25 protein-coding genes are annotated in these 25,031 nt (G+C 60.2%); 9 read left to right on the top strand and 16 right to left on the bottom strand.

Annotation, left to right across the window (positions count from 1 at the left end):
* The first annotated feature begins 32 nt into the window (after nt 1–32).
* The 6 genes from BN1121_RS09980 (at nt 33) to BN1121_RS09955 (ending at nt 7,904) form a co-directional block, all read left to right on the top strand.
* Nucleotides 33–2,303, top strand: a complete 2,271-nt coding sequence (locus tag BN1121_RS09980) for a tetratricopeptide repeat protein (RefSeq protein ID WP_005349166.1) — start codon at nt 33–35, stop codon at nt 2,301–2,303.
* Nucleotides 2,304–2,349: 46 nt separating this feature from the next.
* Nucleotides 2,350–3,906, top strand: coding sequence for a GGDEF domain-containing protein (locus BN1121_RS09975; protein ID WP_005349163.1), 1,557 nt, complete (start codon nt 2,350–2,352; stop codon nt 3,904–3,906).
* Nucleotides 3,907–4,052: 146 nt separating this feature from the next.
* On the top strand, nt 4,053–5,408 hold the full coding sequence (gene ppnN / locus BN1121_RS09970; RefSeq protein ID WP_005349161.1) for a nucleotide 5'-monophosphate nucleosidase PpnN: 1,356 nt from the start codon (nt 4,053–4,055) through the stop codon (nt 5,406–5,408).
* 74 nt (nt 5,409–5,482) lie between these two features.
* Nucleotides 5,483–6,259, top strand: a complete 777-nt coding sequence (gene xni / locus BN1121_RS09965) for a flap endonuclease Xni (RefSeq protein WP_005349159.1) — start codon at nt 5,483–5,485, stop codon at nt 6,257–6,259.
* 111 nt (nt 6,260–6,370) lie between these two features.
* Nucleotides 6,371–7,378, top strand: coding sequence for an isocitrate dehydrogenase (locus BN1121_RS09960; RefSeq protein ID WP_005349156.1), 1,008 nt, complete (start codon nt 6,371–6,373; stop codon nt 7,376–7,378).
* A 109-nt stretch (nt 7,379–7,487) separates the two neighbouring features.
* Nucleotides 7,488–7,904 (top strand): hypothetical protein, encoded by a 417-nt coding sequence (locus BN1121_RS09955; protein WP_005349154.1) that lies wholly within the window; start codon nt 7,488–7,490, stop codon nt 7,902–7,904.
* Here the strand turns inward: BN1121_RS09955 and rlmM are convergent.
* The 6 genes from rlmM to dinB all read right to left on the bottom strand — a co-directional run bounded on the left by rlmM (nt 7,901) and on the right by dinB (nt 14,457).
* A complete protein-coding gene (rlmM, locus tag BN1121_RS09950; protein WP_005349152.1) occupies nt 7,901–8,992 on the bottom strand; it encodes a 23S rRNA (cytidine(2498)-2'-O)-methyltransferase RlmM in 1,092 nt (363 codons plus the stop codon). The two genes, BN1121_RS09955 and rlmM, sit on opposite strands and share 4 nt — an antisense overlap.
* Nucleotides 8,985–9,371: a DUF423 domain-containing protein gene (locus tag BN1121_RS09945; protein WP_005349150.1), complete on the bottom strand. Its 387-nt coding sequence runs from the start codon at nt 9,369–9,371 to the stop codon at nt 8,985–8,987. The genes rlmM and BN1121_RS09945 overlap by 8 nt, the downstream gene beginning before the upstream one ends.
* The gene (locus tag BN1121_RS09940; protein ID WP_005349148.1) at nt 9,368–9,982 is read right to left on the bottom strand and encodes an alpha/beta family hydrolase; all 615 of its coding nucleotides are present in this window, start codon (nt 9,980–9,982) and stop codon (nt 9,368–9,370) included. Before BN1121_RS09940 ends, BN1121_RS09945 begins: the two co-directional genes overlap by 4 nt.
* Nucleotides 9,979–10,896 carry a transcriptional regulator GcvA gene (locus BN1121_RS09935; protein WP_005349144.1) on the bottom strand — a complete coding sequence of 306 codons (918 nt, stop codon included), beginning with the start codon at nt 10,894–10,896 and terminating at the stop codon, nt 9,979–9,981. Before BN1121_RS09935 ends, BN1121_RS09940 begins: the two co-directional genes overlap by 4 nt.
* A 304-nt stretch (nt 10,897–11,200) precedes the next feature.
* The gene (locus BN1121_RS09930; protein ID WP_005349141.1) at nt 11,201–13,336 is read right to left on the bottom strand and encodes a methyl-accepting chemotaxis protein; all 2,136 of its coding nucleotides are present in this window, start codon (nt 13,334–13,336) and stop codon (nt 11,201–11,203) included.
* Between the two features lie 68 nt (nt 13,337–13,404).
* Nucleotides 13,405–14,457, bottom strand: coding sequence for a DNA polymerase IV (gene dinB, locus BN1121_RS09925; RefSeq protein WP_005349138.1), 1,053 nt, complete (start codon nt 14,455–14,457; stop codon nt 13,405–13,407).
* A 154-nt stretch (nt 14,458–14,611) separates the two neighbouring features.
* Here dinB and BN1121_RS09920 point away from each other — a divergent pair, with 154 nt between their 5' ends.
* A complete protein-coding gene (locus BN1121_RS09920; RefSeq protein ID WP_005349136.1) occupies nt 14,612–14,821 on the top strand; it encodes a hypothetical protein in 210 nt (69 codons plus the stop codon).
* Nucleotides 14,822–14,859: 38 nt separating this feature from the next.
* Here the strand turns inward: BN1121_RS09920 and nqrM are convergent, their stop codons facing one another.
* From nqrM to BN1121_RS09870, 10 genes are all read right to left on the bottom strand, one after another.
* Entirely contained in the window at nt 14,860–15,084 is a 225-nt protein-coding gene (nqrM, locus tag BN1121_RS09915; RefSeq protein WP_005349134.1) for a (Na+)-NQR maturation NqrM, read from the bottom strand.
* A gap of 1 nt (nt 15,085) precedes the next feature.
* A complete protein-coding gene (locus tag BN1121_RS09910; RefSeq protein ID WP_005349131.1) occupies nt 15,086–16,132 on the bottom strand; it encodes an FAD:protein FMN transferase ApbE in 1,047 nt (348 codons plus the stop codon).
* A 3-nt stretch (nt 16,133–16,135) separates the two neighbouring features.
* The gene (gene nqrF, locus BN1121_RS09905) at nt 16,136–17,359 is read right to left on the bottom strand and encodes an NADH:ubiquinone reductase (Na(+)-transporting) subunit F (RefSeq protein ID WP_005349130.1); all 1,224 of its coding nucleotides are present in this window, start codon (nt 17,357–17,359) and stop codon (nt 16,136–16,138) included.
* A 17-nt stretch (nt 17,360–17,376) separates the two neighbouring features.
* Nucleotides 17,377–17,973 carry an NADH:ubiquinone reductase (Na(+)-transporting) subunit E gene (gene nqrE, locus BN1121_RS09900; RefSeq protein WP_005349128.1) on the bottom strand — a complete coding sequence of 199 codons (597 nt, stop codon included), beginning with the start codon at nt 17,971–17,973 and terminating at the stop codon, nt 17,377–17,379.
* Nucleotides 17,974–17,976: 3 nt separating this feature from the next.
* Nucleotides 17,977–18,609: an NADH:ubiquinone reductase (Na(+)-transporting) subunit D gene (locus BN1121_RS09895; RefSeq protein WP_005349126.1), complete on the bottom strand. Its 633-nt coding sequence runs from the start codon at nt 18,607–18,609 to the stop codon at nt 17,977–17,979.
* A complete protein-coding gene (locus BN1121_RS09890) occupies nt 18,602–19,375 on the bottom strand; it encodes a Na(+)-translocating NADH-quinone reductase subunit C (protein WP_081606398.1) in 774 nt (257 codons plus the stop codon). Before BN1121_RS09890 ends, BN1121_RS09895 begins: the two co-directional genes overlap by 8 nt.
* Complete coding sequence (locus tag BN1121_RS09885) at nt 19,365–20,594, bottom strand: NADH:ubiquinone reductase (Na(+)-transporting) subunit B (RefSeq protein ID WP_005349122.1); 1,230 nt, start codon at nt 20,592–20,594, stop codon at nt 19,365–19,367. The genes BN1121_RS09890 and BN1121_RS09885 overlap by 11 nt, the downstream gene beginning before the upstream one ends.
* Nucleotides 20,595–20,597: 3 nt before the next feature.
* Entirely contained in the window at nt 20,598–21,938 is a 1,341-nt protein-coding gene (locus BN1121_RS09880; protein WP_005349120.1) for a Na(+)-translocating NADH-quinone reductase subunit A, read from the bottom strand.
* Between the two features lie 381 nt (nt 21,939–22,319).
* Complete coding sequence (locus BN1121_RS09875) at nt 22,320–22,631, bottom strand: BolA family protein (RefSeq protein ID WP_043597859.1); 312 nt, start codon at nt 22,629–22,631, stop codon at nt 22,320–22,322.
* A 34-nt stretch (nt 22,632–22,665) separates the two neighbouring features.
* Nucleotides 22,666–23,244, bottom strand: coding sequence for an alpha-ketoglutarate-dependent dioxygenase AlkB family protein (locus tag BN1121_RS09870; protein ID WP_005349110.1), 579 nt, complete (start codon nt 23,242–23,244; stop codon nt 22,666–22,668).
* Nucleotides 23,245–23,310: 66 nt separating this feature from the next.
* Here BN1121_RS09870 and BN1121_RS09865 point away from each other — a divergent pair, with 66 nt between their 5' ends.
* Both BN1121_RS09865 and BN1121_RS09860 read left to right on the top strand, forming a co-directional pair.
* Complete coding sequence (locus tag BN1121_RS09865) at nt 23,311–24,441, top strand: methyltransferase (protein WP_005349108.1); 1,131 nt, start codon at nt 23,311–23,313, stop codon at nt 24,439–24,441.
* A gap of 11 nt (nt 24,442–24,452) precedes the next feature.
* Nucleotides 24,453–25,025 carry a YajG family lipoprotein gene (locus BN1121_RS09860; protein ID WP_005349107.1) on the top strand — a complete coding sequence of 191 codons (573 nt, stop codon included), beginning with the start codon at nt 24,453–24,455 and terminating at the stop codon, nt 25,023–25,025.
* Nucleotides 25,026–25,031 lie beyond the last annotated feature (6 nt).

The following is a 25,031-nucleotide window of genomic DNA, read 5'->3' as shown; positions in this document are numbered from 1 at the left end:
ATGCCGTGACCCCTTGCGCGCTGTGACTGATAATGAACCAACTGCTCTTTCTGGCCATGATGATGTCTTCCCTGTCCACTCCGGAACTGGAGCTGGCCAAGACATCCCTGCCCAGTGAGCTTATCTCGGCGCAGGCCCAAGCCTTCAGCCAGCCCCGCGAGTGCGTGCGACTCACCGACGCCTTCTTGCAGCGTATCGGCGACAATCCAACCCAGGTTCTTAGCAGCAGTCAGGCCAACTCCTATCGAGAGCCCCTGCTCAATTACCGCACCCAGGAACAGGTCAATGCCGCCCTGATGCTCAAAGGCATCTGCCTGGCCCAGGCCAATGATCTTGTCACTGCCTTGGCCACCTTGACTCAGGCTCATGACGTCGCACAGAAAGAGGGCTTTACCGGGCAGCGTGCCAGTACGCTTTACCTTCATGCCCGCCTCTTGGCACGGGATGAGGCCCGTCGCCACGAGATCAGCCCCCTGTTGGGAGAGCTCGATCGCCTGCTCGCCGAGCCTGTTCTGCGCGTCCACCCGCTGCAGGTCTATGTTCACCTGCTGGAAGCCTCCCTCGCTATCGCCCATCACCAGCGTGAGCAGGCCAAAGAGCTGCTCGCACGCAGCAAGAAGGCGGCCGAGAAGAGCGCCGATCCGGTGCAGCTGGCCTGGTATGGTGCGGTACAGGGTGACTTCTATCTGGCCATACGCCAACCCGAGATGGCCCTGGGCCAGTATCTGGGGGCCCTCAAGCGCGTCGAGGGCATGGAGCAGCACTTCTTCCTCGGCATGCTGACCGCCCAGATTGCCGCCCTCTATCGCGACGAGGGTAACCTCAAGAAGGCGCTCGAGTTTGCCAGTGCCTCGGCCGATCACTATCAGAGCCTGGGGGACCCCCGCCCCCTCCAGCAGGCCCTGATCGCCCTGGCTCAGCTCAACCGGGAGCTGGGCGATCTCAACATGGCGCTGGTCTACTTCTTCAACGCCCTGGATCTGCAAGACGACAGGACGCCTCAGGAGCAGGGCGCCGGGTTGACGTTTGAAATTGGCAAGACCTATCTGCAGGCCGGCAATCTGGTGCTGGCTCGCAACTACCTCAACGCCGCCCGCCAGGCCTACGAGTTGGGTGGCAATAAGGCAGCCCTGGTCGATACCTTGCAGCTGCTCGGGGAGTTGCACTTGCGCCAGCGGGAGTCGGGCATCGCCATCTTGCAGCTCGAAAATGCCCTGACCCTGGCCAACCAACTCGCCGACAAGCAGCGGCAGATCGCCCTCTATCATCTCTTGGCCGGCGCCTACGAACAGAAAGGCTTCTACCAACAGGCACTGGCCAGTTACAAGTTGTTCCACCAGAGCAGCGAGCAGGTGCGCCAGCAGCAGACCGAGCTCTATCAGGATGGCCTGGAGGAGCACTACCAACGCGTCGAGCGGGAGCAGCAGATCAGCCAGCTCGACAAGACCCTCAAGGAAGAGCAGCGCTCTCGCCAGCGCTACCAGTGGACCTCTATCCTGACCGGCCTCTCGCTGGCGCTCTTCATCTGGCTGTTTTTCACTCTCTGGCTCAAGCTGCAGAACCTGCGCCAACAGAACAAGGCGCTGGGCCGGGCATTGCAAAGAGAGGCGCGAACCGGGCTACCCAACTGGCTTCGCCTGCTGCAACGCACCCCCGAGGAGATGGCCAAACGCCAGCAGAGCTCGGATCTCTGGTATCTGGCCGAGCAGGGGGAGAAGGCGTTTGATGACAAGCTTCACTACCTGCTGTTCAAGGTCCCCTTCCTGGTCGATTGCCGCGAACGATTCGGGCATCAGGTGGCCTGCGAGCTGGAACAGGCATTTGGACGCTATCTGGAGGAGGGCAAGCCCCAGGATGGTCGCATCTATGACCTGCGCGAGGGACACCTGCTCTATGTCATTCCCCAGCGTCATGTGACTGACCTCCCCCACCTGGCCGGTGAGCTCATCGCCTGGCTGGACGCCTTCCCAAGCGACTTGGACCTCGATCGCCGTATTGCCCTTGGCATCATCAGTTATCCCTTCCTGCCCAAGGCCGCCGGCGCCTTCGATCACCGCCGTCTGTTTGACCTCTGCTACCTGGCTCTGGCTGGCGCCGTTTCGGCCAGCCGATACGATGACTGGGCGGCCTGGGTCGAGCTGGCCGCCGTCGATTGCCAGCAAGCCGCCTTCTTCCATGGGGATGTCTGGGAACGCTGTCTGATGGCAATTGACAAAGGACTGGTTAAAGTGAATTCTTCACATGAAAAACAGTGGATTGAGTGGCATATGCTGACCAGGAAGCAGGCATCTGGGCACCCATGATGAGACCGTTTTTGATGCATAATAACAACGACAGGTGACCTCTTTTATGAAGGACATGGCCACTTCGGCAGAACAGATGAACGAGCTGAGAGTTAAGCTGAGCGAGTTGAGAGAGCAGACGGTCGCCGAGCGCACCCGGATCACTCAATTCATCAACAAATTAATGCTGGCCTGCCGGGGTCATGACCGTGAACTCGATACTCGCCTCGCCAAGCTCAAGCAAAGGCTCGACGTCAACCATAACTACACCACACTCGATGCCGAGCTGGTGCTGATTGAGCGCCTGCTGCAACGCCACTCCGATGCAGTTCAAGACTCTATCGACTCGGTGCGTGAGGCCGTCCTCTTCGGTGCCAAGAATATCCGTCCGGTGCGGGAATTTCCCGAGAAGGCCTGTCAGGCGCTGCGCGACCACCTGCTCGCCGACGACGGTTACAGCTTTGGGGATTACCATCGCAAGGTGTTGAAGCTGCTGGAGTACTACCAGCAAGCGTTGAAATACCAGCCCAATCACACCCCCTTGATAACCGAGTCTGCCGCCCAGCTCAACGCCTTGCCCGAAGAGGGCGCCGACAACGAGCTGGCCGACGAGCTGCAACGTCTCATCACAGAACTCGATTTCGCCGGCCAGGTTGGCGAGCAGCTGGACAGCATCCGCCGCGAGCTACTGCAAGGGGTACCGCTCGAGAGCCTGGCGGGCCTCGCCCTTCAGGTGATCGGTCTTATCATTCAGGGCACCCGTGAGGAGCGCAAAGCCTCTCACTCCTTCCTCAGCAGCCTCAACGAGAGCCTCAACGCCGTTCACTTCAGCTTCACCGAGACCCTCGACGAGGGGCGCAGCCTGCAAGATGAGACCACCCTCAGCCGTCAGGCGCTCAACAAGGAGCTGCAGGCGATCGGCAAGACGCTCGGCAACCAGCAGACGGTCGAAGAGCTCAAGCTCGCCATCCATCGCCACATGGACGCCATCTCTCATCTGCTCAGCGAACGAGATGCCCTCTACCAGCGCGAGCGGGGCCTGATGACCCGACTCTCCGCCATGGAGGCCAAACTGCGGCTGATGAAGGATGAGACCGCCGAATACAAGAAGCGTCTGACCATCCAAAAGCACAAGCTCTTTCTCGACAGCCTGACCCAGGTACACAACCGGGCGGCACTCGACGAGCGGCTCGAGCTGGAGTACAAGCGCTGGCTGCGCTACCAGACCCCCCTCTGCCTGGCGGTGGTGGACATCGACCACTTCAAGACCATCAACGACAACTACGGCCACATGGCCGGCGACAAGGCACTGAAGGTGGTGGCCAAGGCGCTGCAACGCGCCCTGCGCGATACCGACTTCATCGCCCGCTTCGGCGGCGAAGAGTTTGTGATCCTGCTGCCCAATATCAATCCGGACAAGTTCCTGAAACCGCTCGACAAGCTGCGCCACACCATCAAGAGCATCCCGTTCCGCTTCAAGGATGCCCGGGTAGAGATCACCATCTCGATAGGGGCCACCCTGTTCAAGGAAGGAGATCAGCCCACGGATGCCTTCGAGCGTGCCGATCAGGCACTCTATAACTCCAAGCACTCCGGCCGGGATCAGGTCAACGTGGTGCTCTGACCGAGGGCGCGCAAAAAAACAGCAGACGAGCGCGCCCCCTATTCCCCTTTTCCCCCTCTTGCATCTAGTATCGGATTGAAGGGATACCTAACGGTATCCCTTTGATGAATCAGGAAGAATGATAAGAACAACCCTAAGGGGGCCCTATGATCACCCACATCAATCCGGTTGGCAGCATGGATCTGCTGTCACAGCTCGAGGTGGATCGCCTGAAGCAGACCGCCACCAGCGATATCTATCAGCTGTTTCGTAACTGCTCCCTCGCGGTACTGAACTCCGGCAGCCACACCGACAGCTCCAAGGAGATACTGGAGCGTTACAAGAGCTTCGACATTCATGTCATTCGCCGCGAGCGGGGGGTCAAGCTGGAGCTGTTCAACGCCCCCGAACACGCCTTCGTCGATGGCGAGATCATTCGCGGTATTCAGGAGCACCTCTTCTCTGTGCTGCGCGATATCCTCTACGTATCGAATCAACTCGAGTCCAATCGCCAGGTTAACCTGACCAACTCCACCCACATTACCAACGTGGTGTTTGCCATCCTGCGCAACGCCAAGGCGATCCTGCCCGGCGCCGACCCCAATCTGGTGGTCTGCTGGGGTGGCCACTCCATCAATGAGGTGGAGTACCGCTATACCCGCGCCGTCGGCAACGAGCTGGGGCTGCGCGAACTCAACATCTGTACCGGCTGTGGGCCGGGCGCCATGGAGGGGCCGATGAAGGGTGCCGCCGTGGGCCATGCCAAACAGCGCATCAAGAACAGCCGCTACATAGGCCTGACCGAACCCTCGATCATCGCCGCCGAGCCGCCCAACCCCATCGTCAACGAGCTGGTGATCCTGCCGGACATAGAGAAGCGCCTCGAGGCCTTCGTGCGCCTCGGCCACGGCATCATCATCTTCCCCGGCGGGGTGGGGACGGCCGAAGAGCTGCTCTACCTGCTCGGTATCATGATGAATCCGGCCAACGAGCGTCAGCCTATTCCCATCATACTGACGGGCCCCAAAGAGAGCGCCGACTACTTCACGGCCATCGACGACTTCGTACGCGCCACCCTGGGCGAGGCGGCTACCCGCCTCTATCGCATCATCATCGGTGATGCGGCAGAAGTGGCTCGCACCATGAGAGAGGCGATGCCCAAGATCCGCGAATATCGCAAGTCGGTGGGGGACGCCTACTCCTTCAACTGGTCACTCAAGATAGAGCCTGAGTTCCAGCTCCCCTTCGAGCCTAACCACGAAACCATGGGCAGCCTCAATCTGCATCGTAACCAGCCCCCACAATCCCTGGCGGCCAACTTGCGGCGCGCCTTCTCCGGCATCGTGGCCGGGAACGTCAAGGAAGGGGGGATCCGCGCCATCGAGAAGAAAGGCCCCTTCAAGATCCATGGCGATAAGGAGTTGATGCTGTTGATGGACAAGTTGCTGCAAAACTTCGTCAAGCAGCAGCGTATGAAGCTGCCCGGCAGCGCCTACGTGCCTTGTTACGAGATAGTCCGATAAGCTGCGAAGACCCGAAGGGGGCGCCAGGCGCCCCCTTTTGTTACAATGGCTGGCCCGAACCGAGCGAGCCGACCATGTCCCACCTGCTGATCATCGATGCCCTCAACCTCATCCGCCGCATTCACGCGGTGCAGGCCGGTCAGTCCCTGACACCGGATAAAGCGGTTATCGCCACTAGGGCCACCCTGCTCAATACCACCCGCAAGCTCCTCAACCAGGCGACACCCACCCACGCTATCGCCGTCTTCGATGCCGAAGTCACCGGTTGGCGCAAGGCGCGCTTTCCCGCCTACAAGGAGGGGAGAACTCCCATGCCGCCCGAGCTGCGTGCGGGACTGGAGAGCCTGCAGGATGCCTTCTGGGAACTCGGCATCGATGCCCTGCTTTCAGAAACCGATGAGGCCGATGACCTGATCGCCACCCTGGCGCGCAAGGTGGCCCGCCACGGCCAGTGTGTGACCATAGTGTCGACCGACAAGGGCTTCTGCCAACTGCTCTGCCCCGAGATCCGCATCCGCGACTACTTCAACAAACGCTGGCTCGATCTGCCCTTCGTCGAGAGCCAGTTTGGCGTGACGCCGACCCAGCTGGTCGACTACTGGGCTCTGACCGGTGTCGCCGGCAGCGGCATCAAGGGGGTGCCCGGCATTGGGCCAAAGAGCGCCGCCTCTCTGCTGCAGGCGCACGGCAGCCTGGCGGCCCTGTTGGCGCTGCAGAGCGACGATAAAGGGGTTAAAAAGGTGCAGGCCCACGGGGATGAGGCACGCTTGGCCTTTGAACTGGTACGGCTGCGAGACGACATCGAACTCGGTTTTAACCTCAAAGACCTGAGACTGCCCCCTCCCGGCTGACCTAAACCCGGTCAATATGGCGCCAGGTTGTAAAGAAAAATGGAGTAAATGTTTCCAAAATGGTATAAGAGGCACCGACTTCTACTCCTTTCTGTACCTCGGAAGTGCCCTATGTCCAAAACAAGAATCACCGTCATCCCGGGTGACGGCATCGGCCCCAGCATCATCGACTCCGCCATCCAGATCCTGCGCAAGGCGGGCTGCGATTTCGACTACGACTACGCCGATGCTGGCCTGACCGCACTCGAAAAACATGGCGAACTGCTGCCCCAGGCAACCCTGGATCTCATCGATCAGAACAAGGTGACCCTCAAGGGCCCACTGACCACGCCGGTCGGTGGCGGCTTTACCTCCATCAACGTCTCCCTGCGCAAGAAGTTCAACCTCTACGCCAACGTGCGCCCGGTAATCTCCTTCAAGGGCACCAAAAGCCGTTACGAGAATATCGACATCATCACGGTGCGCGAGAATACCGAGGGGATGTATTCAGGTGCCGGTCAACGCCGTAGCGAAGACAACAACAGCGCCGAAGCGATGAGTATCGTCACCCGTGAGGGGGCTGAGCGCATCGTCGAGTTTGCCTTCGATCTGGCCAAGAAAGAGGGCCGCCAGAAGGTCACCGTGGTGCACAAGGCCAACATCCTCAAATCCACGTCCGGTCTCTTCCTGGAGGTGGCCCGCCAGGTGGCGGCACGCCATCCGGAGATCCAGTGCGAGGAGATGATCGTCGACGCCGCCTGTATGAATCTGGTGATGTACCCCGAGCGCTTCGACGTCATCGTCACCACCAACCTGTTTGGCGACATCCTCTCGGATCTCTGCGCCGGTCTGGTCGGGGGTCTTGGCATGGCGCCGGGCGCCAACATCGGCAGTGGCGCCGCCATCTTCGAGGCGGTACATGGCTCTGCCCCGGATATCGCCGGCAAGAATATCGCCAACCCCACCTCGGTGATCCTCGCCTCGGTGCAGATGCTGGAGTATCTCGGCATGCAGGACAAGGCGGAGCGTATTCTGAGCGCGGTGCGTGACACCATAGAGGCTGGCCAGAATGTCACCCGCGATCTGGGTGGTACCGCCAGCACCGACGAGTTTACCCAAGCGGTCATGGCGCGACTCTAAGCGCCAGAGAGATGCAAAAGGAGCCTTGTCGGCTCCTTTTATTTTTAGCTCGGCCCCCTCACCCTATGACCCTGTTCTATGGTTGTAACAGGGAAGGGAGGGATGTCCGATGCGTGTTTTGATACTGCTGTTCTTACCCGTCTTGTCGGCCATGGCGCTCGATGCAGCGAGCTGGAAGAGTGTCAGCGATAACGAAACCCTCACCCAAATCAAGACCCAGGAAGAGCTGCTTCAGATCAACCGCTACTCCAGCCTCTCGCTGGAGGTCAAGCGAGAAGCCAGTGGTGAAGAGGTCATCACCCCCTACCACAGACTCAATCTCACACCCGACAAGCGCGTCTCGGTCGGCTTTGAAAACCTCAGACCCAGAATCAAGTTTCGGGCCGGCACCATGGATACCTCGGTCAAGCTGAGGGGCGACGGACTCAAGGTCCAGCTCACCCCCAGCGACAAGACGATTCCCATGCAGATCGAGCTGAAGCTCACCGACGGCGAGTCGAGTCTCAGGTTCGACTACCGTTTTTAAGCCGGCTGCAGCTTGGAGATTGCATAGCGGTTATAGACGTGTACCGTGATCTCCTCACGATCGTGATAGAGCTGTTTGGCCTGGATGATGAAACCGGGATCGATCTCGGCCAGACGGGCACGCAGCACATCCAGATTATGCTCGCACTCCACGAAACGCTTCTTCATGGGCAGCTTGAGGTTAAAGATCGCCTCCTGGCAGAGCCCATCCTGGAACCAATCGGCAATCATGTGCACCACGCGAGCCGGCTTGTCGACCATGTCACAGACCAGCCAGTAGGTGTTCTTCCTCGATGGCTTCCACATGAAACCGTCATCGCGCAGATGCTTGACCTGACCCGTCTCCATCAGGGAGTCGGCCATCTGGCCATTGTCCACCGCCGTCACCATCATGCCGCGGCGCACCAGCTGATAGGTCCAACCACCAGGGCAGGCCCCCAGATCCACCGCCTTCATGCCCGAGGTCAGACGCAGATCCCACTCCTCCTTGGGCACAAAGACATGAAACGCCTCTTCCAGCTTCAGGGTCGAGCGGCTCGGCGCGTCGGAGGGGAAGCGCAGGCGCGGTATCCCCATGTGAAACTCGGAGTTGTTAAACGAATAGGAGTAGCCGAGCTGCACATGATCCGTTGCCAGGAAGAAGGCATGGAAAACCGGGCGGTTCGGGGTCTCCTTGTTGGTCAGGATCTCATTGCTGCGCAGGGCCTGGCGCAGGGGCACGGTGAACTTGCGACAGAAGGCCGAGAGCTCCTTGGCCTCGTTGGTATCGGCAGTCTCCACTCGCAGATCCCCGCAGATGGCGTAGTCACGGCACGCCTCTACGATGGGCCGGATCCGGTCCCCCTGATCCAGGTCGGCGAGATCGTGCGTCAGCACCAGCATTTGGCGTGCGAAGATGAGCTCACGGAACGGGAGCTTGCGTGCCAGCAGATCAGCCTGCCCCTCCTCATAGAGCTCAAAGGTCACATAGCCGCTGTCGTCCTTGACCCGGGCAAAGCCGTAGCACTGCATATTGCTGGCACGCTCGGTGATCTCTGCCGCAGCCTCTTTCTCAAAGCCGGGACGGCAATAAATCAGTAGGTTATTCATTCTTTCCTCCAAGACGACAGCCAACCCAGAACAGGGCTGCCCATCCCAACATAAAACAGACTCCCCCAAGCGGTGTCAGCAGACCGATCCCCTTGGTACCCAGTAACACCATGGCGTAGATGCTGCCGCTAAATCCCAGGGTGCCCAGCGCAAAGAGGCCGGCCACCCAGGCCAGGCCACGCCCTCGCAGGGGGGAAAGCCCGAGCGCCAACAGCGCAAGGGCGTGAAAAAACTGGTATTGCACCGCCGTGTTGAAGGCGGAAAGCTTATCCTGGGCAATGCCGGTGGCCGGCAAGCCATGGGCGCCATAAGCGCCCAACAGGGTGGCGGTCAGCCCCATCAGGGCTGCCAGCATGAGCTCGATGCGTTGTGTTCTCATCCTGTTACCTCGTCAGCAAAGGCCCGGATCAGGCGAGCCGCCGTGGCCAGATTGTCGGCCTCGGTGAGGCCGCTGCTCTTGCGCGGTACCAGGCTGTGATCACCATCTGGCAACCAGTGCAGCCGCACCGCAGGAGAGAAGGGAAAATCGGTCAGCTCCTCGCGACAGCCAAAAGCGTCTCGCTCCCCCTGCAACAATAGGGTCGGTGTTGCAATCTCCTTGAGCACGTCACCACGCCAGCGCTCAGGCTTGCCGACGGGATGGAAAGGATACCCCAGCAGCACCAATCCCGCAGCCCCCGTTTCATCGGCCAACTCGGCGGCCATCCGTCCCCCCATGGACTTGCCCGCCAGAATGAGCCTGGGGTGAGCATGGGCGGCGATCACCTCGCGCCAGCAGTCGAGCAGCACGGGCGCACGATCGGGAGGCCTGCGCCCCCCCTCCCTTTCCATGCGCGCCATGTAGGGAAAGTTAAAGCGCACCACCTGTAGCGACTCACCCGCCAACAGCGCGCTCAGGGTAGCGAGAAAGGGATGTTCCATGCCGGCGCCAGCACCGTGAGCCAACAAGAGGCGAACCGGCGCATCCGCAGCACCTTGAGCCAGGATCATGGTTTGACCTGAGCCCGGCGGCGCGCCTCTTCCTGCTCCACCAACTCCAGCATCCAGTCGCGGAAGGCGACTATCTTGCCCTGCTCCGACTGCTGCTCCTGGCAGACCAGATAGAAAGCATTCTTGCTCACCAGCACCTGCTCGAATGGGCAGATGAGGCGACCGGCATCGAGCTCGGGCTGCGCCAGCACGCTGTGGCCAAGCGCCACCCCCTGACCGTGAATGGCGGCCTGGATCACCATGGTCGAGTGGCTGAAGATGGGCCCCTGATTGACATTGGGGGCATCGATCCCCAGTTGTCTGAACCAAGCCTTCCAGTCGCGACGGGAGGTATCGTGCAGCAGGGTGTGACGAGTCAAATCCTCGGGGGTGCGCAGGGGCTTGGGCCCGGTCAACAGCATGGGAGAGCAGACCGGGATCAGGTATTCGGTATGCAACTTGTCGGCTCGCAGTCCCGGCCAATTGCCACGCCCGTAGTAGATGGCCACGTCCACGTCGTCGGTCAGCGACCCCTCATCCAGATCGACCGCCTTGATACGCACATCGATGTCAGGATGACGCTCGCTAAAGCGTACCAGGCGTGGCACCAGCCACTGAATCGCGAAGCTCGGCTGCAAGGAGACGGTGAGCGCCCCCTTGGCACTGCGTGCCAGCAGCTTCTCGGTCGCCTCGGCGATAGAGGCAAAGATATCCTTGATATCGAGAAAGTAGCCCTGCCCCTCTTCGGTCAGCAGCAGAGAACGGTTCTTGCGGCGAAACAGCTTTATCCCCAGATACTCTTCCAGCGCTTTAATCTGATGGCTGATGGCTGCCTGGGTAACAAACAGTTCTTCCGCCGCCCGAGTAAAACTCAGGTGGCGAGCCGCCGCCTCGAAAGCCTTAAGGGCATTGAGGGGAGGAAGACGACGCGACATGACTCCTGCCAAAGATGAGATTTTCTAATGGTCTGCATTATAAATTGTCGGTTGCGACGCCACCAGCGAATAAACATAATTCGCCGCACAATCAGTTGCCATATGGCTCGCACTTCTCCATTAAACGCTGTGAGAAGAGCTTTTTCCCGAGTCAGTGACTGTCGATTGTGGTGTTGTGTAATCTTCCCCCGGGAAGATAAGGTCCAAATCTGACGATTTGACCTGTCTGTCATCTGAATTGTTTGGCGCCACCTCAGGATGGCGCCTTTTTTCTATCCGCCGTCGGCTCCCGGCCGCAGGCGGGTCACACCTTGAACTGCCCCATCAGGGCCTGCTGGCGATCGGCCAGGGTGAACATCTCCCGGCCAATGCTGGCTGAGGTGACCGCCTCCTGGCTGATGCTCTGGCTCACATCCCGTATGGTCGCCACATTTTGATTGAGGGAGTGAATCACCTCGCTCTGCTGACCGGCGGCGCGTGAGATGAGATCGTTCATCTGCTCAATCGAGCCCACGGCCTCGAGGATCTGCTCCAGCATGGCGACCGAAGCCTCAACCCGCTCCCGGGTACGCCCGGCCCTGGCATGGCCTTCGACGATGGCCTCCACCACACCGCTCGTCCCTCCCTGCAACTGCTCGATGAGTTCACGGATCTGGACCACAGAGTCCTGGGTCCTGCCTGCCAGGCTACGCACCTCGTCCGCCACCACGGCAAAACCCCGCCCCTGTTCACCGGCCCGGGCCGCCTCGATGGCGGCGTTGAGTGCCAGCAGGTTGGTCTGTTCGGCGATCGCCTGGATCACCTCGAGGATATTGCCGATATTGTCGCTCTCGTCAGACAGCCGCTCAGCCATAGGGCGGGCTGCCTCGATCACCTGCATCAGCTCTTCCATGGCGCGCTGGCTCTCATGGACCGTCTGCCGGCCCTGGCGGGCCATCTGCTCTGCACCCTTGGCCGAGGCCACCGCGCTATTGGCACTGCCAGCCACCTCGGCGGCACTGGCATTCATCTCTTCAAACGCGGCGGCCACCATCTCCACCTCTTTGAACTGAGCCTGCAGACTGTCACGGGTGCGCTCGGCTACCGCCGCAGCCTGGCTGGCCGTCTCCCGGGTGTCCACCACCGTATCCACCACCTGAGAGACGGTGCCCTGCAGCTTGTCGAGGAACAGATTGAACCAACGCGCCAGCTCCCCGAGCTCATCCTGTCTGGCTATCTGCAGCCGTTGGGTGAGATCCCCCTCACCACTGGCGATATCACGCAGTCGACCGACCACGGCCCGGATGGGAGCCACCACCTGACGCGCCAGCAGAGTGATGGCGCCGAGCGCCAACAGGGTGATAAAGGCCCCGATCTGGATCTGCATCCAACCGCTGCGCGAGGCGTGCTCGGCCAGCTCGGTACTGAGGCGATCCGCCCCCTCCAGCACCACGGCGCGAGGCAGCTGAATATAGACCCCCCATGTGTGCCCCGTATCGGCAACCCGGATCGGCGTGAAGCTCTGCAGCCAGGCGCCATCTTCACTCCAGCGGGAGAGCGCCTTCCCCTCCTTGAGCCAGCCCCTGAGCTGATTGCCCAACGCATCCTGGCCCACCGGCTTGCCGACAGAAACCTCGAAGCCGCTTTGGCCTGCGACTATGCCGCCCTGGCTCAGCAACATCACATCACCGCTACCGCCATAGAGAGCATCATCCATGCTTTGTACTACTTGCTGCAGACGATCGAGCGCCAGATCAACACCGACCATGCCGATCACCTTACCCTCATCGATGAGAGGAGCGGTGACCGAGGTCATCAGACGATTCTGTCCCTCTACCTCGTCTAAATAAGGCTCGAGCAGGCAGTTGCGCCCACTCTTCAGACTACAGCTGTACCAGTAATTGACCGGGATGCCGTTCTCGTCCAGCTTCACATCGGCGAGATCTTCTTCGCTCATGGGCTCGGCGACTATCCCCTCCTTGCCACGGGCCCAATAGACGGAAAAACGCCCCTTCTCATTGGAGCCCAACGCGCTGGATCCCACATAGTTGGCGTCCTCTGCGTCGAGGGCATCGGGTTCAAACACCCCATAGACACCGAGCAAGTTAGGCGCCGCTGTCAGAGACTCATGCAATAGCTGGTTGAGGGCTCCGCGCAGCGCCTCAGAATGCATGAAATTGTCCTGGGCATTCTTGCGCTGAAAGAGGATCCCCTGCGCCAACAGGGAGGCTCGATAGAAAGACTCATCCAGGTAGGCGGTCACCCTGGCGGACTGTGCCACGCCCTGAGACTGCATCACGTCCTGAGCGGCAGTACGCGCACTCTCTGCCATACGGGCATCGATGCGCGATTTGAGCGCGTCACCCTGATACAGAGAGAAGCTGATAAGGGAAACCGAGAGCAGGAGCAAGCAAACACCGGCAGAAAGGGTGATGCGCCACTGGACCGAGAGAGCGTTCATGGAAACAGCCTTGTTGGATGCAATACAAAATACTATCGGCGAGGATGCATCAGAACTTAATAATATATTTATAAATCAAGAGGAAGCTGCTCAGACGAATCCCCAACTCCGACCACGACCCCCACCAACCGGATCCCGCGACCACGTGCCCGTTGCAGCCCTTCTCGCAGCAGGGTCGGCAACAACCCGACATCGGGTTTGTCACAGCTGCGATAGACGGTGGTCTGCTGAAAATCGGCAAACTTGAGCTTGATCCCCATTCCCCGTACCGGACGCCCCCCCTGATGCCGCGCCAGGCGTCCCAGCAGTTCAGGCCAGAGCCCCTCCAGACAGGCGAGGACAGGCCCCTCTCGAGGGGACAAGTCCTCATCCAGCGTAGTCTCAACCCCCACGCTCTTGCGCTCACGACTCACGGTCACAGGTCGCTCATCCACTCCCCAGGCACGCTCCAGCAGGGCCTCACCCTGTTTACCCCAGAGCGCCTTCCCCTCCTCCGAAGTGAGGCCGCGCAGATCGTCGCAGGTGATAAAACCGAGGGCGGCCATCCGCTCGGCGCTCTTGCGACCCACGCCGGGGATCTGGGCGAGGGGCAGCTGGCGCACAAACTCATCCACCTGATGGGGGGCGATGACAAACTGGCCATCGGGCTTGTTACGCTCCGAGGCCACCTTGGCGAGAAACTTGTTAGGGGCGACGCCAGCAGAGGCTGTCAGGCCCAGCTCAAGGCGAATGGTCTCGCGAATCTCGGCGGCGATCCGGGTCGCCGAGCCCCCCAGCCGGGAGCATTCGGTCACGTCCAGATAGGCCTCATCCAGAGAGAGCGGCTCGATTAGCTGGGTATAACGCGCAAAGATGTGATGCAGCTGCCGGGAGACCTCTTTGTAATAGGGCAACCGGCCGGGCAGCAGTACCAAGGGTGGACAGAGACGGCGGGCGACGGCCGTCGGCATGGCCGATCGAACGCCAAAGCGGCGCGCCACATAGTTACACGTTGAGATGACGCCGCGATGATCCACGCTGCCACCGATAGCGATGGGGACTTCCCGCAGGGCGGGATTGTCGCGCATCTCGACCGCAGCATAGAAACAATCCATGTCGATATGGATAATCTTCCGCCCCATCCAGCCCCCTTCTTCATCATTGCGCCCCGAGCGTGCAGCCCCGCCGCCATCACTGGATAAAACCACAGTATACAGGCTCACCTGTGCTTTCTGACAGCCTTGCCAGGAGAGGATGCGTCTATTCCTATGTAAGCCATTTGCAGAGGAGGTACAGATGGACGCACATGCGGGCTGGTTGATGTTGATGCTGGTCATGCCCCTGGCCGCCAAGAATAATCCCACGGCGGAGTGTCAGTGGCTCCATGATCGCATCGAGGTGCTGGAGAGCGCGATCGAGAAGGGGGACGTGCTGGGAACACGGGAAGAGTTGGCACGCTGGAAACATGAATTTCGGAAAAAACAGTGTCGCCAGTATGACTACTGAAAAACAGAGCGGGGCCGATGGCCCCGCTGCTGTAACGGCTAGATGATGCGATTCTCTTCCAGCATCTTGCGGCGCGCCTCTTCGGCGGCCATCTTCTTCTTGCGATTGTCGCACGGCTCGGGACAGTCGCACTCCTTCTCGATGCCGATGGCACCCAGCCCACCGCAGGAGCCGGAGATGGTCTTCTTCTTGATGATGTAGCCGATGGCCATGGCCGCGACAAACAGCAAGAAGACGGCAAAGGTTATCAGAAAGATTTGCATATCACTTTCTCACCAGATAGGGCTTGAAGGCATCCGAATACTCCTCACGGAAACCCTCATCGGTCTTGGTGACCATGAAGATAGCCAATCCCTTCTCCTTGGCATAGGCCATTCCCTTATCCGGTCCCATCACGGTCAAGGCTGTCGCCAGCCCATCCGCCGTCATGCAGGAGGGATGCACCACGGTCACCGAGACGAGACGGTGAGTGATAGGTTTACCGGTTGCCGGGTCTATGGTGTGGGAGAAACGCTGGCCATTGAGCTCATAGTAGTTGCGGTAGTCGCCCGAGGTGGCCACCCCGTTGTCACCAACGACGATCACCTCCTGCACCGAACCTTCCGCGCTGCCGGCCACCGGCTTCTCGATGGCCACTCGCCAAGGATGTCCCTTGCCATTGAGCCCCTTGATACGCAGCTCACCGCCGATCTCAACCAGGTAGTTGCGCGAACCCAACGACTCGATGTACTCGGCCACCTTGTCCACGCCAAACCCCTTGGCGATGGAGGAGAGATCCACGTAGAGATCCGGTATGTCTTTTTGCAGGGTATCGGCATCGACCGAAGTGACCACATGCAGGTTGCCAAGACCGGTCTTCTGACGGGTCTGAGCGATCAACTCTTCGGTAGGGACCTTGGTCGGACGCTTGTCAGGGCCGAATCCCCACAGGTTGACCAGAGGACCGACCGTCACATCCAATGCACCTCGGGTCTCGCGGCCCAGGTGCAGCGACTCGGCAACAACCCGAGCCGTGTCACGAGAGACCACGATCGGTTTGCTGTCACGGCTCTGGTTGAAGCGCGACAGTTCGGAGTCGGGACGATAGGTGGACATCTGGTCGTTGACACGCTCGAGCAGCGCATCGACCTCGGCCTGAAAGGCCTCGGGCGCTGGGCCAATCGGGTCGGCGACCTTGATGGAATAATAGGTTCCCATGGTGCTGCCGGTGATATGGATCTCCGGCTTGGCGTTGACGCTTTCCTGACCGCACCCAGTCAAGAAAAAGGCCAGCCCGGTGAGGGCCAGCCATGTCTTTACTGCAAAACGCATCGATTAGCCACCGAAGTCGTCGAGCAGGATGTTCTCGTCTTCCACGCCCAGGCTCTTGAGCATGTTGATGACGGCGGCGTTCATCACGGGAGGACCGCACATGTAGAACTCGCAGTCTTCCGGTGCATCGTGGTTCTTGAGGTAGTTCTCATAGAGCACGTTGTGGATGAAGCCGGTGTAGCCGGTCCAGTTGTCTTCCGGCTGCGGATCCGACAGCGCCACATGCCACTGGAAGTTGTCGTTTTCCGCCTGCAGCATGTCGAAATCTTCCACATAGAACATTTCGCGCTTGGAGCGGGCACCGTACCAGAAGCTCATCTTGCGCTTGGACTTCAGTCGACGCAGCTGGTCGAAGATATGGGAACGCATCGGCGCCATACCTGCACCACCACCGATGAACACCATCTCGTTGTCGGTCTGTTTGGCAAAGAACTCACCAAACGGACCGGAAATGGTCACCTTGTCTCCGGCCTTCAGGTTGAAGATGAAGGAGGACATCTGGCCCGGCGGCAGCTGCATATTGCTGGGCGGCGGGGTCGCGATCCGCACGTTCAGCATGATGATGCCGAACTCTTCCGGATAGTTGGCCATGGAGTAGGCACGGATGATCGGCTCGTTGACGGTCGATACCAGATCGAACAGCTTGAAGCGATCCCAGTCACCACGATACATCTCGGGGATGTCGAAGTTCTTGTACTCCACCTTGTGAGCCGGCGCCTCGATCTGGATATAACCACCGGCGCGGAACGGCACGCTCTCGCCATCGGGGATCTGCAGTTTGAGCTCCTTGATGAAGGTGGCCTTGTTGTCATTGGAGATGACGGTACATTCCCACTTCTTCACGCCGAAGATCTCTTCCGGCAGCTCGATATCCATGTCCTGACGCACGGTCACCTGGCAAGCCAGACGCTCGCCGTGACGGGCCTCACGCTTGCTGATGTGATCCAGCTCGGTCGGCAGGATGTCACCGCCGCCGGACTTGACGCGGACGCGGCACTGGCCGCAGGAGCCGCCGCCGCCGCACGCGGAGGAGACGAAGATACCGCTGCCGGCCAAGGCGCCGAGCAGCTTGCCGCCGGCCGGGGTTTTCACCGCCTTGCCCGCGTCATCATTGATCAAGATTGTCACGTCACCGGCGGTCACCAGCTTGGACTTGGCGAACAGTATGACTGCCACCAGCGCCAGCAGGATCACGGTGAACATGACCACACCCAAAATAATTTCCATCTATATTTCCTTTCCGATTACAGGGAAATACCAGAGAAGGACATGAAGCCCAGCGCCATCAGGCCGGCGGTGATGAAGGTGATGCCCAGACCGCGCAGGCCGTCCGGTACATCGGAGTACTTCATCTTCTCGCGGATACCCGCCATGGCCACGATAGCCAGCATCCAACCCGCACCGGAACCGACGCCATAGACGACGGATTCGGCGAAGTTGTAGTCGCGCTGCACCATGAAGGAGACGCCACCGAAGATAGCGCAGTTCACGGTGATGAGCGGCAGGAAGATGCCGAGGGCGTTGTAGAGGGCCGGGAAGTACTTGTCCAGGGCCATCTCCAGGATCTGTACCAGAGCAGCAATCACACCGATGAAGGTGATGAAGCTCAGGAAGCTCAGATCCAGGCCGGCGACCAGGGCCCCATCTTTCAACACGAAGTTGAAGATGAGGTTGTTAGCCGGTACGGCGATGGTCTGCACCACGGTCACGGCGATGCCGAGGCCGAGGGCAGTTTTTACCTTCTTGGACACCGCCAGGAAGGTACACATCCCCAGGAAGAAGGAGAGCGCCAGGTTCTCGATGAAGATCGAACGAATTAACAGACTGATATAGTGTTCCATCGCTTACTCCTTCGCCTCCACCTGCTTCGGGTCCTTGGTACGGACCGCCCAGATGATGAGGCCGATCAGGAAGAAGGCACTCGGCGGCAGCAGCAGCAGGCCGTTCGGCACGTACCAGCCACCGTTGTTCACCAGCGGCAGCAGCTCGATACCGAACCAGGAGCCGGAGCCCAGGATCTCGCGCACGGTGGCCACGGTCAGCAGCACGGCGCCATAACCCAGACCGTTACCGATACCGTCCAGGAAGGAAGGCAGCGGGGCGCTCTTCATGGCATAGGCTTCGGCGCGCCCCATCACGATACAGTTGGTGATGATGAGGCCGACGAACACGGAGAGCTGCTTGGAGATGTCATAGGCGACAGCCTTCAGCACCTGGTCTACCACGATAACCAGCGAGGCGATGATCGCCATCTGGGCGATGATCCGCACGCTGTTCGGGATCTGGTTACGGATCAGAGAGATAAAGAGGTTAGAGAAGGCCGTGACCGCGGTTACGGCCAGGGTCATCACGAACGCTGTCTTCATCTGGCTGGTAACCGCCAGGGCGGAACAGACACCCAGCACCTGCAGTGCGATGGGGTTGTTGCCGAGCACCGGGGTCAACAGCAGCTTTTTCATTTCGCTCTTGTCAGCCATTGTTGAGCTCTCCTGCACGCAGCTTGGCCAGGAACGGACCAAAGCCATTGGAACCCATCCAGAACTCGAAGGTGTGCTGGACGCCGTTGGAGGTCAGAGTGGCGCCGGAGAGACCGTCGATCTCATGCTCGGAGCCTTCCGGCGCATGACCCTTGATCACACGCAGGGCCGGCTTGCCATCGGCATCGAACAGCTTCTTGCCGACGAACAGCTCGCGCCAGGCTGGATTCTCGATCTCGCCACCCAGACCCGGGGTTTCACCCTGGTCATAGTAGGTGATGCCCTTGATGGTCTGGCCATCCGGCGCGACCGCCAGGAAGGCGTACATGGTGGACCACAGGCCCTGACCGTAGATCGGCAGGATCACGCTCTCAACCTTGCCGTCTTCGCCCTTGGCGAGGAACACCGGCATGGTTTTGGCGATGCGCTTGATACCGGCACGATCCGCGTCGGCGGGGATCAGGAAGTTCTTGGACGGGTCCTTGGCGGCGGCCAGCATGTCGAAGCCGTCGGCATCCCCTTCCACGAACTGACCGCTTGCCAGATCGACGAGGCGGGCCTCGATCTTCTCGCCATAGGTCTTGGTCACATTGCTCACATCCAGGCCAGCGACGGACAGGATGTTGGACTGCTTGTCGAGGGCCTTGTTGGCTTGCTGCGCCGGGCGCAGGCCGACCGCGGCCACCGATACGACGATGGAGCAGACCAGGCACAGGCCAGCGACGATGCTGACAGTGCCCATGGTGGAATCTTTATTAAACGCCACGAGCGATCCTCCGCTTGATGTTCGCCTGTGCCACGAAGTGGTCAAACAGCGGGGCAAACAGGTTCGCGAACAGAATGGCCAACATCATGCCTTCCGGGAACGCGGGGTTGACCACGCGCACCAGCACCACCATCACGCCGATCAGGGCGCCATACCACCACTTACCGGTGTTGGTGAAGGAGGCTGAGACCGGATCGGTAGCCATGAACATCATGCCGAAGGCGAAACCGCCCAGCACCAGATGCCAGTGCCACGGCATGCTGAACATCGCATTGGTGTCGGAACCAACCACGTTGAACAGCAGGGAGGTGGCGATCATGCCGATCATCACGCCGGCGATGATGCGCCAGGAGGCGATGCGCATATAGACGATCATGGCGCCGCCGAGCAGGATCATCAGGGTGGAGACCTCACCGATGGAACCCGGCAGGTTGCCAAGGAAGGCGTCCATCCAGCTGATGGTCTGACCGGTTGCCGCGTTGATGAGGGCACTCTGGCCACCCTGGGCCCACTGGCTCAGGGCGGTGGCGCCGGAGAAGCCGTCCACGGCAACCCAGACTGCATCACCGGAGATCTGCGCCGGGTAGGCGAAGAACAGGAAGGCACGACCAGCCAGGGCCGGGTTCAGGAAGTTCTTGCCGGTACCACCGAACACTTCCTTGGCCAGCACCACACCGAAGGTGATACCCAGGGCAGCTTGCCACAGCGGCAGCTCGGGCGGCACGATCAGGGCGAACAGGATCGAGGTCACGAAGAAGCCTTCGTTGATCTCGTGCTTGCGTACCATGGCAAACAGCACTTCCCAGAAACCACCGACCAGGAAGACGGTGATATAGATCGGGAAGAAGTGAGCGGCACCGATCAGCAGCTTGCTGCCGATACCCGCCACGGCGGGATCCAGCGAGGCGCCCAGCAGGGAGGCCAGGGTGTACTGCCAGCCATCGAGACCGGCGACGCTGCCCAGTTGGGCGACGGCGCTCATGGCCTGGTTACCGACGTTGTACATGCCCCAGAACATGGCCGGGAACACGGCCAGCCACACCATGATCATCATGCGCTTCAGATCGAGCGCATCACGGACGTGGGAGGCGGAGCGGGTCACAGAACCCGGAGTATAGAAAAGGGTGTACGCCGCTTCGAACAGGGCATAGTACTTAGCGTACTTTCCGCCCGGCTCGAAGTGATGTTCCATCTTTTCAAGAAGTTGCTTAAAACTCATCGCTTAACCTTCCTGTTCGATCTTGGTCAGGCAGTGGCGCAGAATCGGACCATATTCGGTCTTGCCCGGGCAGACGAAGGTACACAGGGCCAGATCTTCCTCATCCAGCTCCAGGCAACCGAGAGCCTGGGCGCTGTCCGTGTCACCGGCGATCAGATCGCGCAGCAGCAGGGTCGGCAGGACATCCAGAGGCATCACTCGCTCATAGTTGCCAATGGGCACCATGGAGCGATCACTACCGTTAGTGGTGGTGGTGAAGTTGAACAGCTTGCCCTTGAAGAGGTGGGACAAGGTGGTGCGAGTGATGGTGTACTTATCGGCACTGGGGTTGGCCCAGCCGAGGAACTCCTTCTCACGCCCTTCGCCCAGCACGCTGACCTGGTTGTGGTAGCGCCCGAGGTAGGCGACTTCGCCCTTGGCGTGCACACCGCTCAGGATAGAGCCGGAGATGATGCGGTTTTCGTCGGCACGCAGCTCATTGTCGGTCAGCTGGGCCAGGCTGGCGCCCACGCGGGTACGCAGCAGACGCGGCTTGAGCACGTTCGGACCGGCCAGAGAGACCACCTTGTCGGTGCAGATCTCGCCGGTAGTGAACAGCTTGCCGTAGGCGATCACGTCCTGGTAGTTGATGTGCCACACGATCTTGTGAGCGCTGGCAGAGTCCAGGAAGTGGATGTGGGTGCCGGGCAGACCTGCGGGGTGCGGGCCAACGAAGACCTCTTCCTGCACCTGCGGCAGGGAGGACTGAGGCAGGCTACCCTCGGCCTTGCACACATACACCTTGCCATCGGTCAGACGGCTCAGCACGGCCAGACCATCGGTGAAGGCCTGAGCCTGCTCGCGAATGATCAGTTCGGCACTGGCAGCCAGCGGATTGGTATCCATGGCGGTGACGAAAATGGCGCGCGGGGTGCTGCCAACGGCGGGCACCTTGCTGAAGGGGCGAGTACGCAGGGCGACCCACTGACCGGATTCCACCAAGGTCTCTTGGACCTTGGCGCGATCGAGTTGAGCCAGCTCGGCAGAAGAGAAGGCGGCAAAGGTGATCTGCTCGTCACCGTCGATATCGATCACGACGGATTGCAGAACACGTTTGTCACCACGATTAATCTCGGCAACGACACCGGCGGCAGGGGCTGTGAATTTCACGCCAGGATTCTTCTTGTCTTCAAAAAGAACCTGACCCTTCTTGACGCGATCCCCGACCTTGACGGTCATGGTGGGACGCATCCCCACATACTCCTCGCCGAGTGTAGCGACACGGGTGATGGCGGGGCCATCGTAGATTACTTGCTCTGGCGCACCCAGCACGGGGATGTCCAGTCCTTTTTTAATTGTAATCATACTCACTTGCACTACCGTTACGGGAAGACAGGTTGGTAAGTGCCGGGAGAGGCTCCCGACCGCGGATTGACTCTCCGGGATGTGGTCTTGAGTGACCACATCCATGGAAATTCAAAAAAAGCGCCTAAGTTTATCATCACGGTGATTCTCCCCGCCATGTCAAAACAGGAAAATTCACGCAACATCACAAAAATCTCCCCACAAACTGTGATAGATGATCCAGCGTGACTTTTCAGACAAGACAAGGAGATAAACCACTTATACCCATAAAGGGATAAAGTGATTCGATGCCTGTCATGGTCAAGAAAATTTAATGAATAGATTGCGCACGACAGACCCGCAGTGGCGGCAAGGCACGCCGCCCTTGATGTCTCTGTTCGCTCACAGACCGGGTTTTCCCACGCAAGAGGGGGTCCGTGGCGCCTCACCTCGACCCAGCCATTCGGCCGGCGTGTAGGTATGCAGGGCCAACGCATGCAGGCCACCGGCCAGCTCCTCGGCCAGCAGACCATTGACCCTGCGATGACGTGCCAACAACCGCTCCGATGCAAAGCATTCGCTCACGACGATCACCTTGAAATGGCTCTCGGCCCCCGGCTCGGTACGATGCATGTGACTCTCGTTAATCACTTCGAGGTGGCTCGGGGTGAGCGCCTCACGCAGCTTCTTCTCTATAAGGGCTTGTAACTGCATAAACAGACTCCGCTGACTGACGATGAGGGCCATTCTACCGGCCCGGATGGAGTAAACGAAAGGTAAGGCTGATGCGCGGTCCCACGCTGCGCCGGGTCTTGGGCAGGCTGTGCTGCCACTGGCTCTGGACACCGGGGGCCATCAGCAACAGGGAACCGGGCTGCAACCAGCGCGCCTCGCGGCAGCTGTGGTCACTCACGCGCCGTAGTAGAAGAGGCCGGCACTCCCCCAGCGTGACGGTCGCCACCGCCGGTGTCGGCCCCAGCTCGGGTTCATCGTCACTGTGCCATCCGATGCTGTCACTGCCGTCTCGATAGAGATTGAGCAGCACGCTGTTAAAGGCATAACCGGTGGCGAGACTGACCCTGTCTCGCAACCGGGCCAAGGGCTCGGGCCAAGGGGTTGATGGCAGCATAAGGCCCGAATAGCGGTAGGCGTGATCCCCATACCAGAGACTCAGTCTTGGCTGTGGCACGGCCCGTCCAAACAGTCGCAGGGTATATTGCTGCCACGGATTCTCCTCCAGCCAGCGCCACCACCACACCTGCTCATCTTCCGAGAGCCAGGTGGGCCAATAGCGCAGTGCAGCGCCATCCGGCTTAACCTCCTTCATTTATCCTCCCACTTCTGGCGCTGAGTCGCTAAAATAGCGGCCCGTTTATGCCTTATCGGAGCCCTGATGCTGACCCGTCTCGATCATCCCCACTGCCAGTTTGAGCTGCTGCGCTATCCGCCACAAGCCAACGATCCGTTGCAAGCCTGGGATGCTGCCGACGAATACCTGATCACCACCCTGGCCGAGGAAAGTATTCCTGCAGGGGCTGTGGTGATCATGAATGACGGGTTTGGGGCGCTGACCGCCTTCTTGCACAGCCATGGCCCCGTCTTCGCCAGCGACTCCTTTGTCAGCCGCCGCGGCGCCGAGGAAAACCTCAGACGCAACGGGCTCGAGCCCGAGCGCGTCACCTGGCAAGATGCCCTGGCCCCCCTGCCTGCCGCCCCGGCCCTGGTGGTCATCAAGGTGACCAAGTACCAGGCCCTGCTCGAGCAGCAGCTGATCGCCCTCTCCCGGGTCGTCACGCCGCAGACCCGCATTCTTGCCGCCGGCAAGGCCAAGGAGATCCACACCTCAACCCTGCAACTGTTCGAGAAGTGGTTAGGGGTCACCACCACCTCGCTGGCCTGGAAGAAGGCACGCCTCATCCACTGTGTGCCGCGCGGCGAGCCCTGCAAGGCCGCCGACCCCTATCCCACGGTCTGGCCGCTGGAGGGAACCGACATGGTGCTGCGCAACCACGCCAACGTCTTCTCGCGAACCAGCCTCGACATCGGTGCCCGCTTCATGCTCGAGCATCTGCCGGTGATGAGCGCCCGCCAGGTTGTTGATCTCGGCTGCGGCAATGGCGTACTGGGACTCTCCCTGCTTGCCCGGGATCCTCAGGTGGAGGTCACCTTCTGCGATGAGTCTTATATGGCGATCGCCTCGGCCCGTGAGAATGTGCAGGAGAACCTGCCCGATGCCGTCGGGCGGGCCCACTTTATGGTCAATAACTGTCTCGACGGTGTCGAGATCGGCAGTGCGGATCGCATCCTCTGCAATCCCCCCTTCCACCAGCTGCAGGCCATCACAGACCACATCGCCTGGCAGATGTTCCAGGATGCTCATCGAGTGCTCCCGCGCGGTGGGGATCTCTGGGTAGTCGGCAATCGCCATCTCGACTACCACCTGAAGCTCAAGCGCCTGTTTGGTAACGCCCAACTCGTTGCAGGCAATAAAAAATTCGTTATCTTGAAAGCCATCAAACGTTAAAGGAACCCCAGATGAAGAAGTCTCTGATCCTGATGGCCGCCCTCGCCCTCGGCGGCTGTGCGACCAGTTGGCCCGAAACGGCCTACATCAATCCCCAGATCATCCCGGCCAACCAACAGTACTACTCCGGCAATAGCATCACCCTGGAGGGGATCGATCGCCGCGAGGCGGCCTACGTCATCTCGGTCAAGAAGAAAGAGAAGGCCCCCGTGCTGGTCAACCCTTACGCCCCTCTCGGGCAGATCCTTTCCGACAAGCTCTCCGAAGGGCTGCGCAGTCAGGGGCTGAATGTGGGCAACACGGGCACCACCAACCTCCAGTTGGAAGTGCTGCAGGCGGCCGTGAACGTCGAGGAGAAGACCTTCACCTATGTCACCAAGTCCAAGGTGAGCCTGCGCGCCACCGCCGACTTCCAGGGCAACCGGGTCAGCAAGCAGTACAACGCCTCCTCGTCCAAAGAGGGGCCGGGTCAACCCGACATGAGCGAGCTGGAGTCCACCCTGAACCAGCAACTGAGCGGACTGCTGCAACAGGTCCTCGCGGATCAGCAGCTGCGTGGCTACCTCAAGGGCCAACCGGGCTAACGGGGG

It is taken from the genome of Aeromonas diversa CDC 2478-85 (genome assembly GCF_000819805.1).
Lineage (GTDB): Bacteria > Pseudomonadota > Gammaproteobacteria > Enterobacterales > Aeromonadaceae > Aeromonas > Aeromonas diversa.
This window is presented reverse-complemented; position numbering and strand designations above follow the sequence as displayed.

Excerpts from the sequence above, each read along its gene's own strand:
- BN1121_RS09980 (WP_005349166.1), top strand. The coding sequence starts at position 33 with ATGAACCAACTGCTCTTTCTGGCCATGATGATGTCTTCCCTGTCCACT.
- BN1121_RS09975 (WP_005349163.1), top strand. The coding sequence starts at position 2,350 with ATGAAGGACATGGCCACTTCGGCAGAACAGATGAACGAGCTGAGAGTT.
- ppnN (WP_005349161.1), top strand. The coding sequence starts at position 4,053 with ATGATCACCCACATCAATCCGGTTGGCAGCATGGATCTGCTGTCACAG.
- xni (WP_005349159.1), top strand. The coding sequence starts at position 5,483 with ATGTCCCACCTGCTGATCATCGATGCCCTCAACCTCATCCGCCGCATT.
- BN1121_RS09960 (WP_005349156.1), top strand. The coding sequence starts at position 6,371 with ATGTCCAAAACAAGAATCACCGTCATCCCGGGTGACGGCATCGGCCCC.
- BN1121_RS09955 (WP_005349154.1), top strand. The coding sequence starts at position 7,488 with ATGCGTGTTTTGATACTGCTGTTCTTACCCGTCTTGTCGGCCATGGCG.
- rlmM (WP_005349152.1), bottom strand. The coding sequence starts at position 8,992 with ATGAATAACCTACTGATTTATTGCCGTCCCGGCTTTGAGAAAGAGGCT.
- BN1121_RS09945 (WP_005349150.1), bottom strand. The coding sequence starts at position 9,371 with ATGAGAACACAACGCATCGAGCTCATGCTGGCAGCCCTGATGGGGCTG.
- BN1121_RS09940 (WP_005349148.1), bottom strand. The coding sequence starts at position 9,982 with ATGATCCTGGCTCAAGGTGCTGCGGATGCGCCGGTTCGCCTCTTGTTG.
- BN1121_RS09935 (WP_005349144.1), bottom strand. The coding sequence starts at position 10,896 with ATGTCGCGTCGTCTTCCTCCCCTCAATGCCCTTAAGGCTTTCGAGGCG.
- BN1121_RS09930 (WP_005349141.1), bottom strand. The coding sequence starts at position 13,336 with ATGAACGCTCTCTCGGTCCAGTGGCGCATCACCCTTTCTGCCGGTGTT.
- dinB (WP_005349138.1), bottom strand. The coding sequence starts at position 14,457 with ATGGGGCGGAAGATTATCCATATCGACATGGATTGTTTCTATGCTGCG.
- BN1121_RS09920 (WP_005349136.1), top strand. The coding sequence starts at position 14,612 with ATGGACGCACATGCGGGCTGGTTGATGTTGATGCTGGTCATGCCCCTG.
- nqrM (WP_005349134.1), bottom strand. The coding sequence starts at position 15,084 with ATGCAAATCTTTCTGATAACCTTTGCCGTCTTCTTGCTGTTTGTCGCG.
- BN1121_RS09910 (WP_005349131.1), bottom strand. The coding sequence starts at position 16,132 with ATGCGTTTTGCAGTAAAGACATGGCTGGCCCTCACCGGGCTGGCCTTT.
- nqrF (WP_005349130.1), bottom strand. The coding sequence starts at position 17,359 with ATGGAAATTATTTTGGGTGTGGTCATGTTCACCGTGATCCTGCTGGCG.
- nqrE (WP_005349128.1), bottom strand. The coding sequence starts at position 17,973 with ATGGAACACTATATCAGTCTGTTAATTCGTTCGATCTTCATCGAGAAC.
- BN1121_RS09895 (WP_005349126.1), bottom strand. The coding sequence starts at position 18,609 with ATGGCTGACAAGAGCGAAATGAAAAAGCTGCTGTTGACCCCGGTGCTC.
- BN1121_RS09885 (WP_005349122.1), bottom strand. The coding sequence starts at position 20,594 with ATGAGTTTTAAGCAACTTCTTGAAAAGATGGAACATCACTTCGAGCCG.
- BN1121_RS09880 (WP_005349120.1), bottom strand. The coding sequence starts at position 21,938 with ATGATTACAATTAAAAAAGGACTGGACATCCCCGTGCTGGGTGCGCCA.
- BN1121_RS09875 (WP_043597859.1), bottom strand. The coding sequence starts at position 22,631 with ATGCAGTTACAAGCCCTTATAGAGAAGAAGCTGCGTGAGGCGCTCACC.
- BN1121_RS09870 (WP_005349110.1), bottom strand. The coding sequence starts at position 23,244 with ATGAAGGAGGTTAAGCCGGATGGCGCTGCACTGCGCTATTGGCCCACC.
- BN1121_RS09865 (WP_005349108.1), top strand. The coding sequence starts at position 23,311 with ATGCTGACCCGTCTCGATCATCCCCACTGCCAGTTTGAGCTGCTGCGC.
- BN1121_RS09860 (WP_005349107.1), top strand. The coding sequence starts at position 24,453 with ATGAAGAAGTCTCTGATCCTGATGGCCGCCCTCGCCCTCGGCGGCTGT.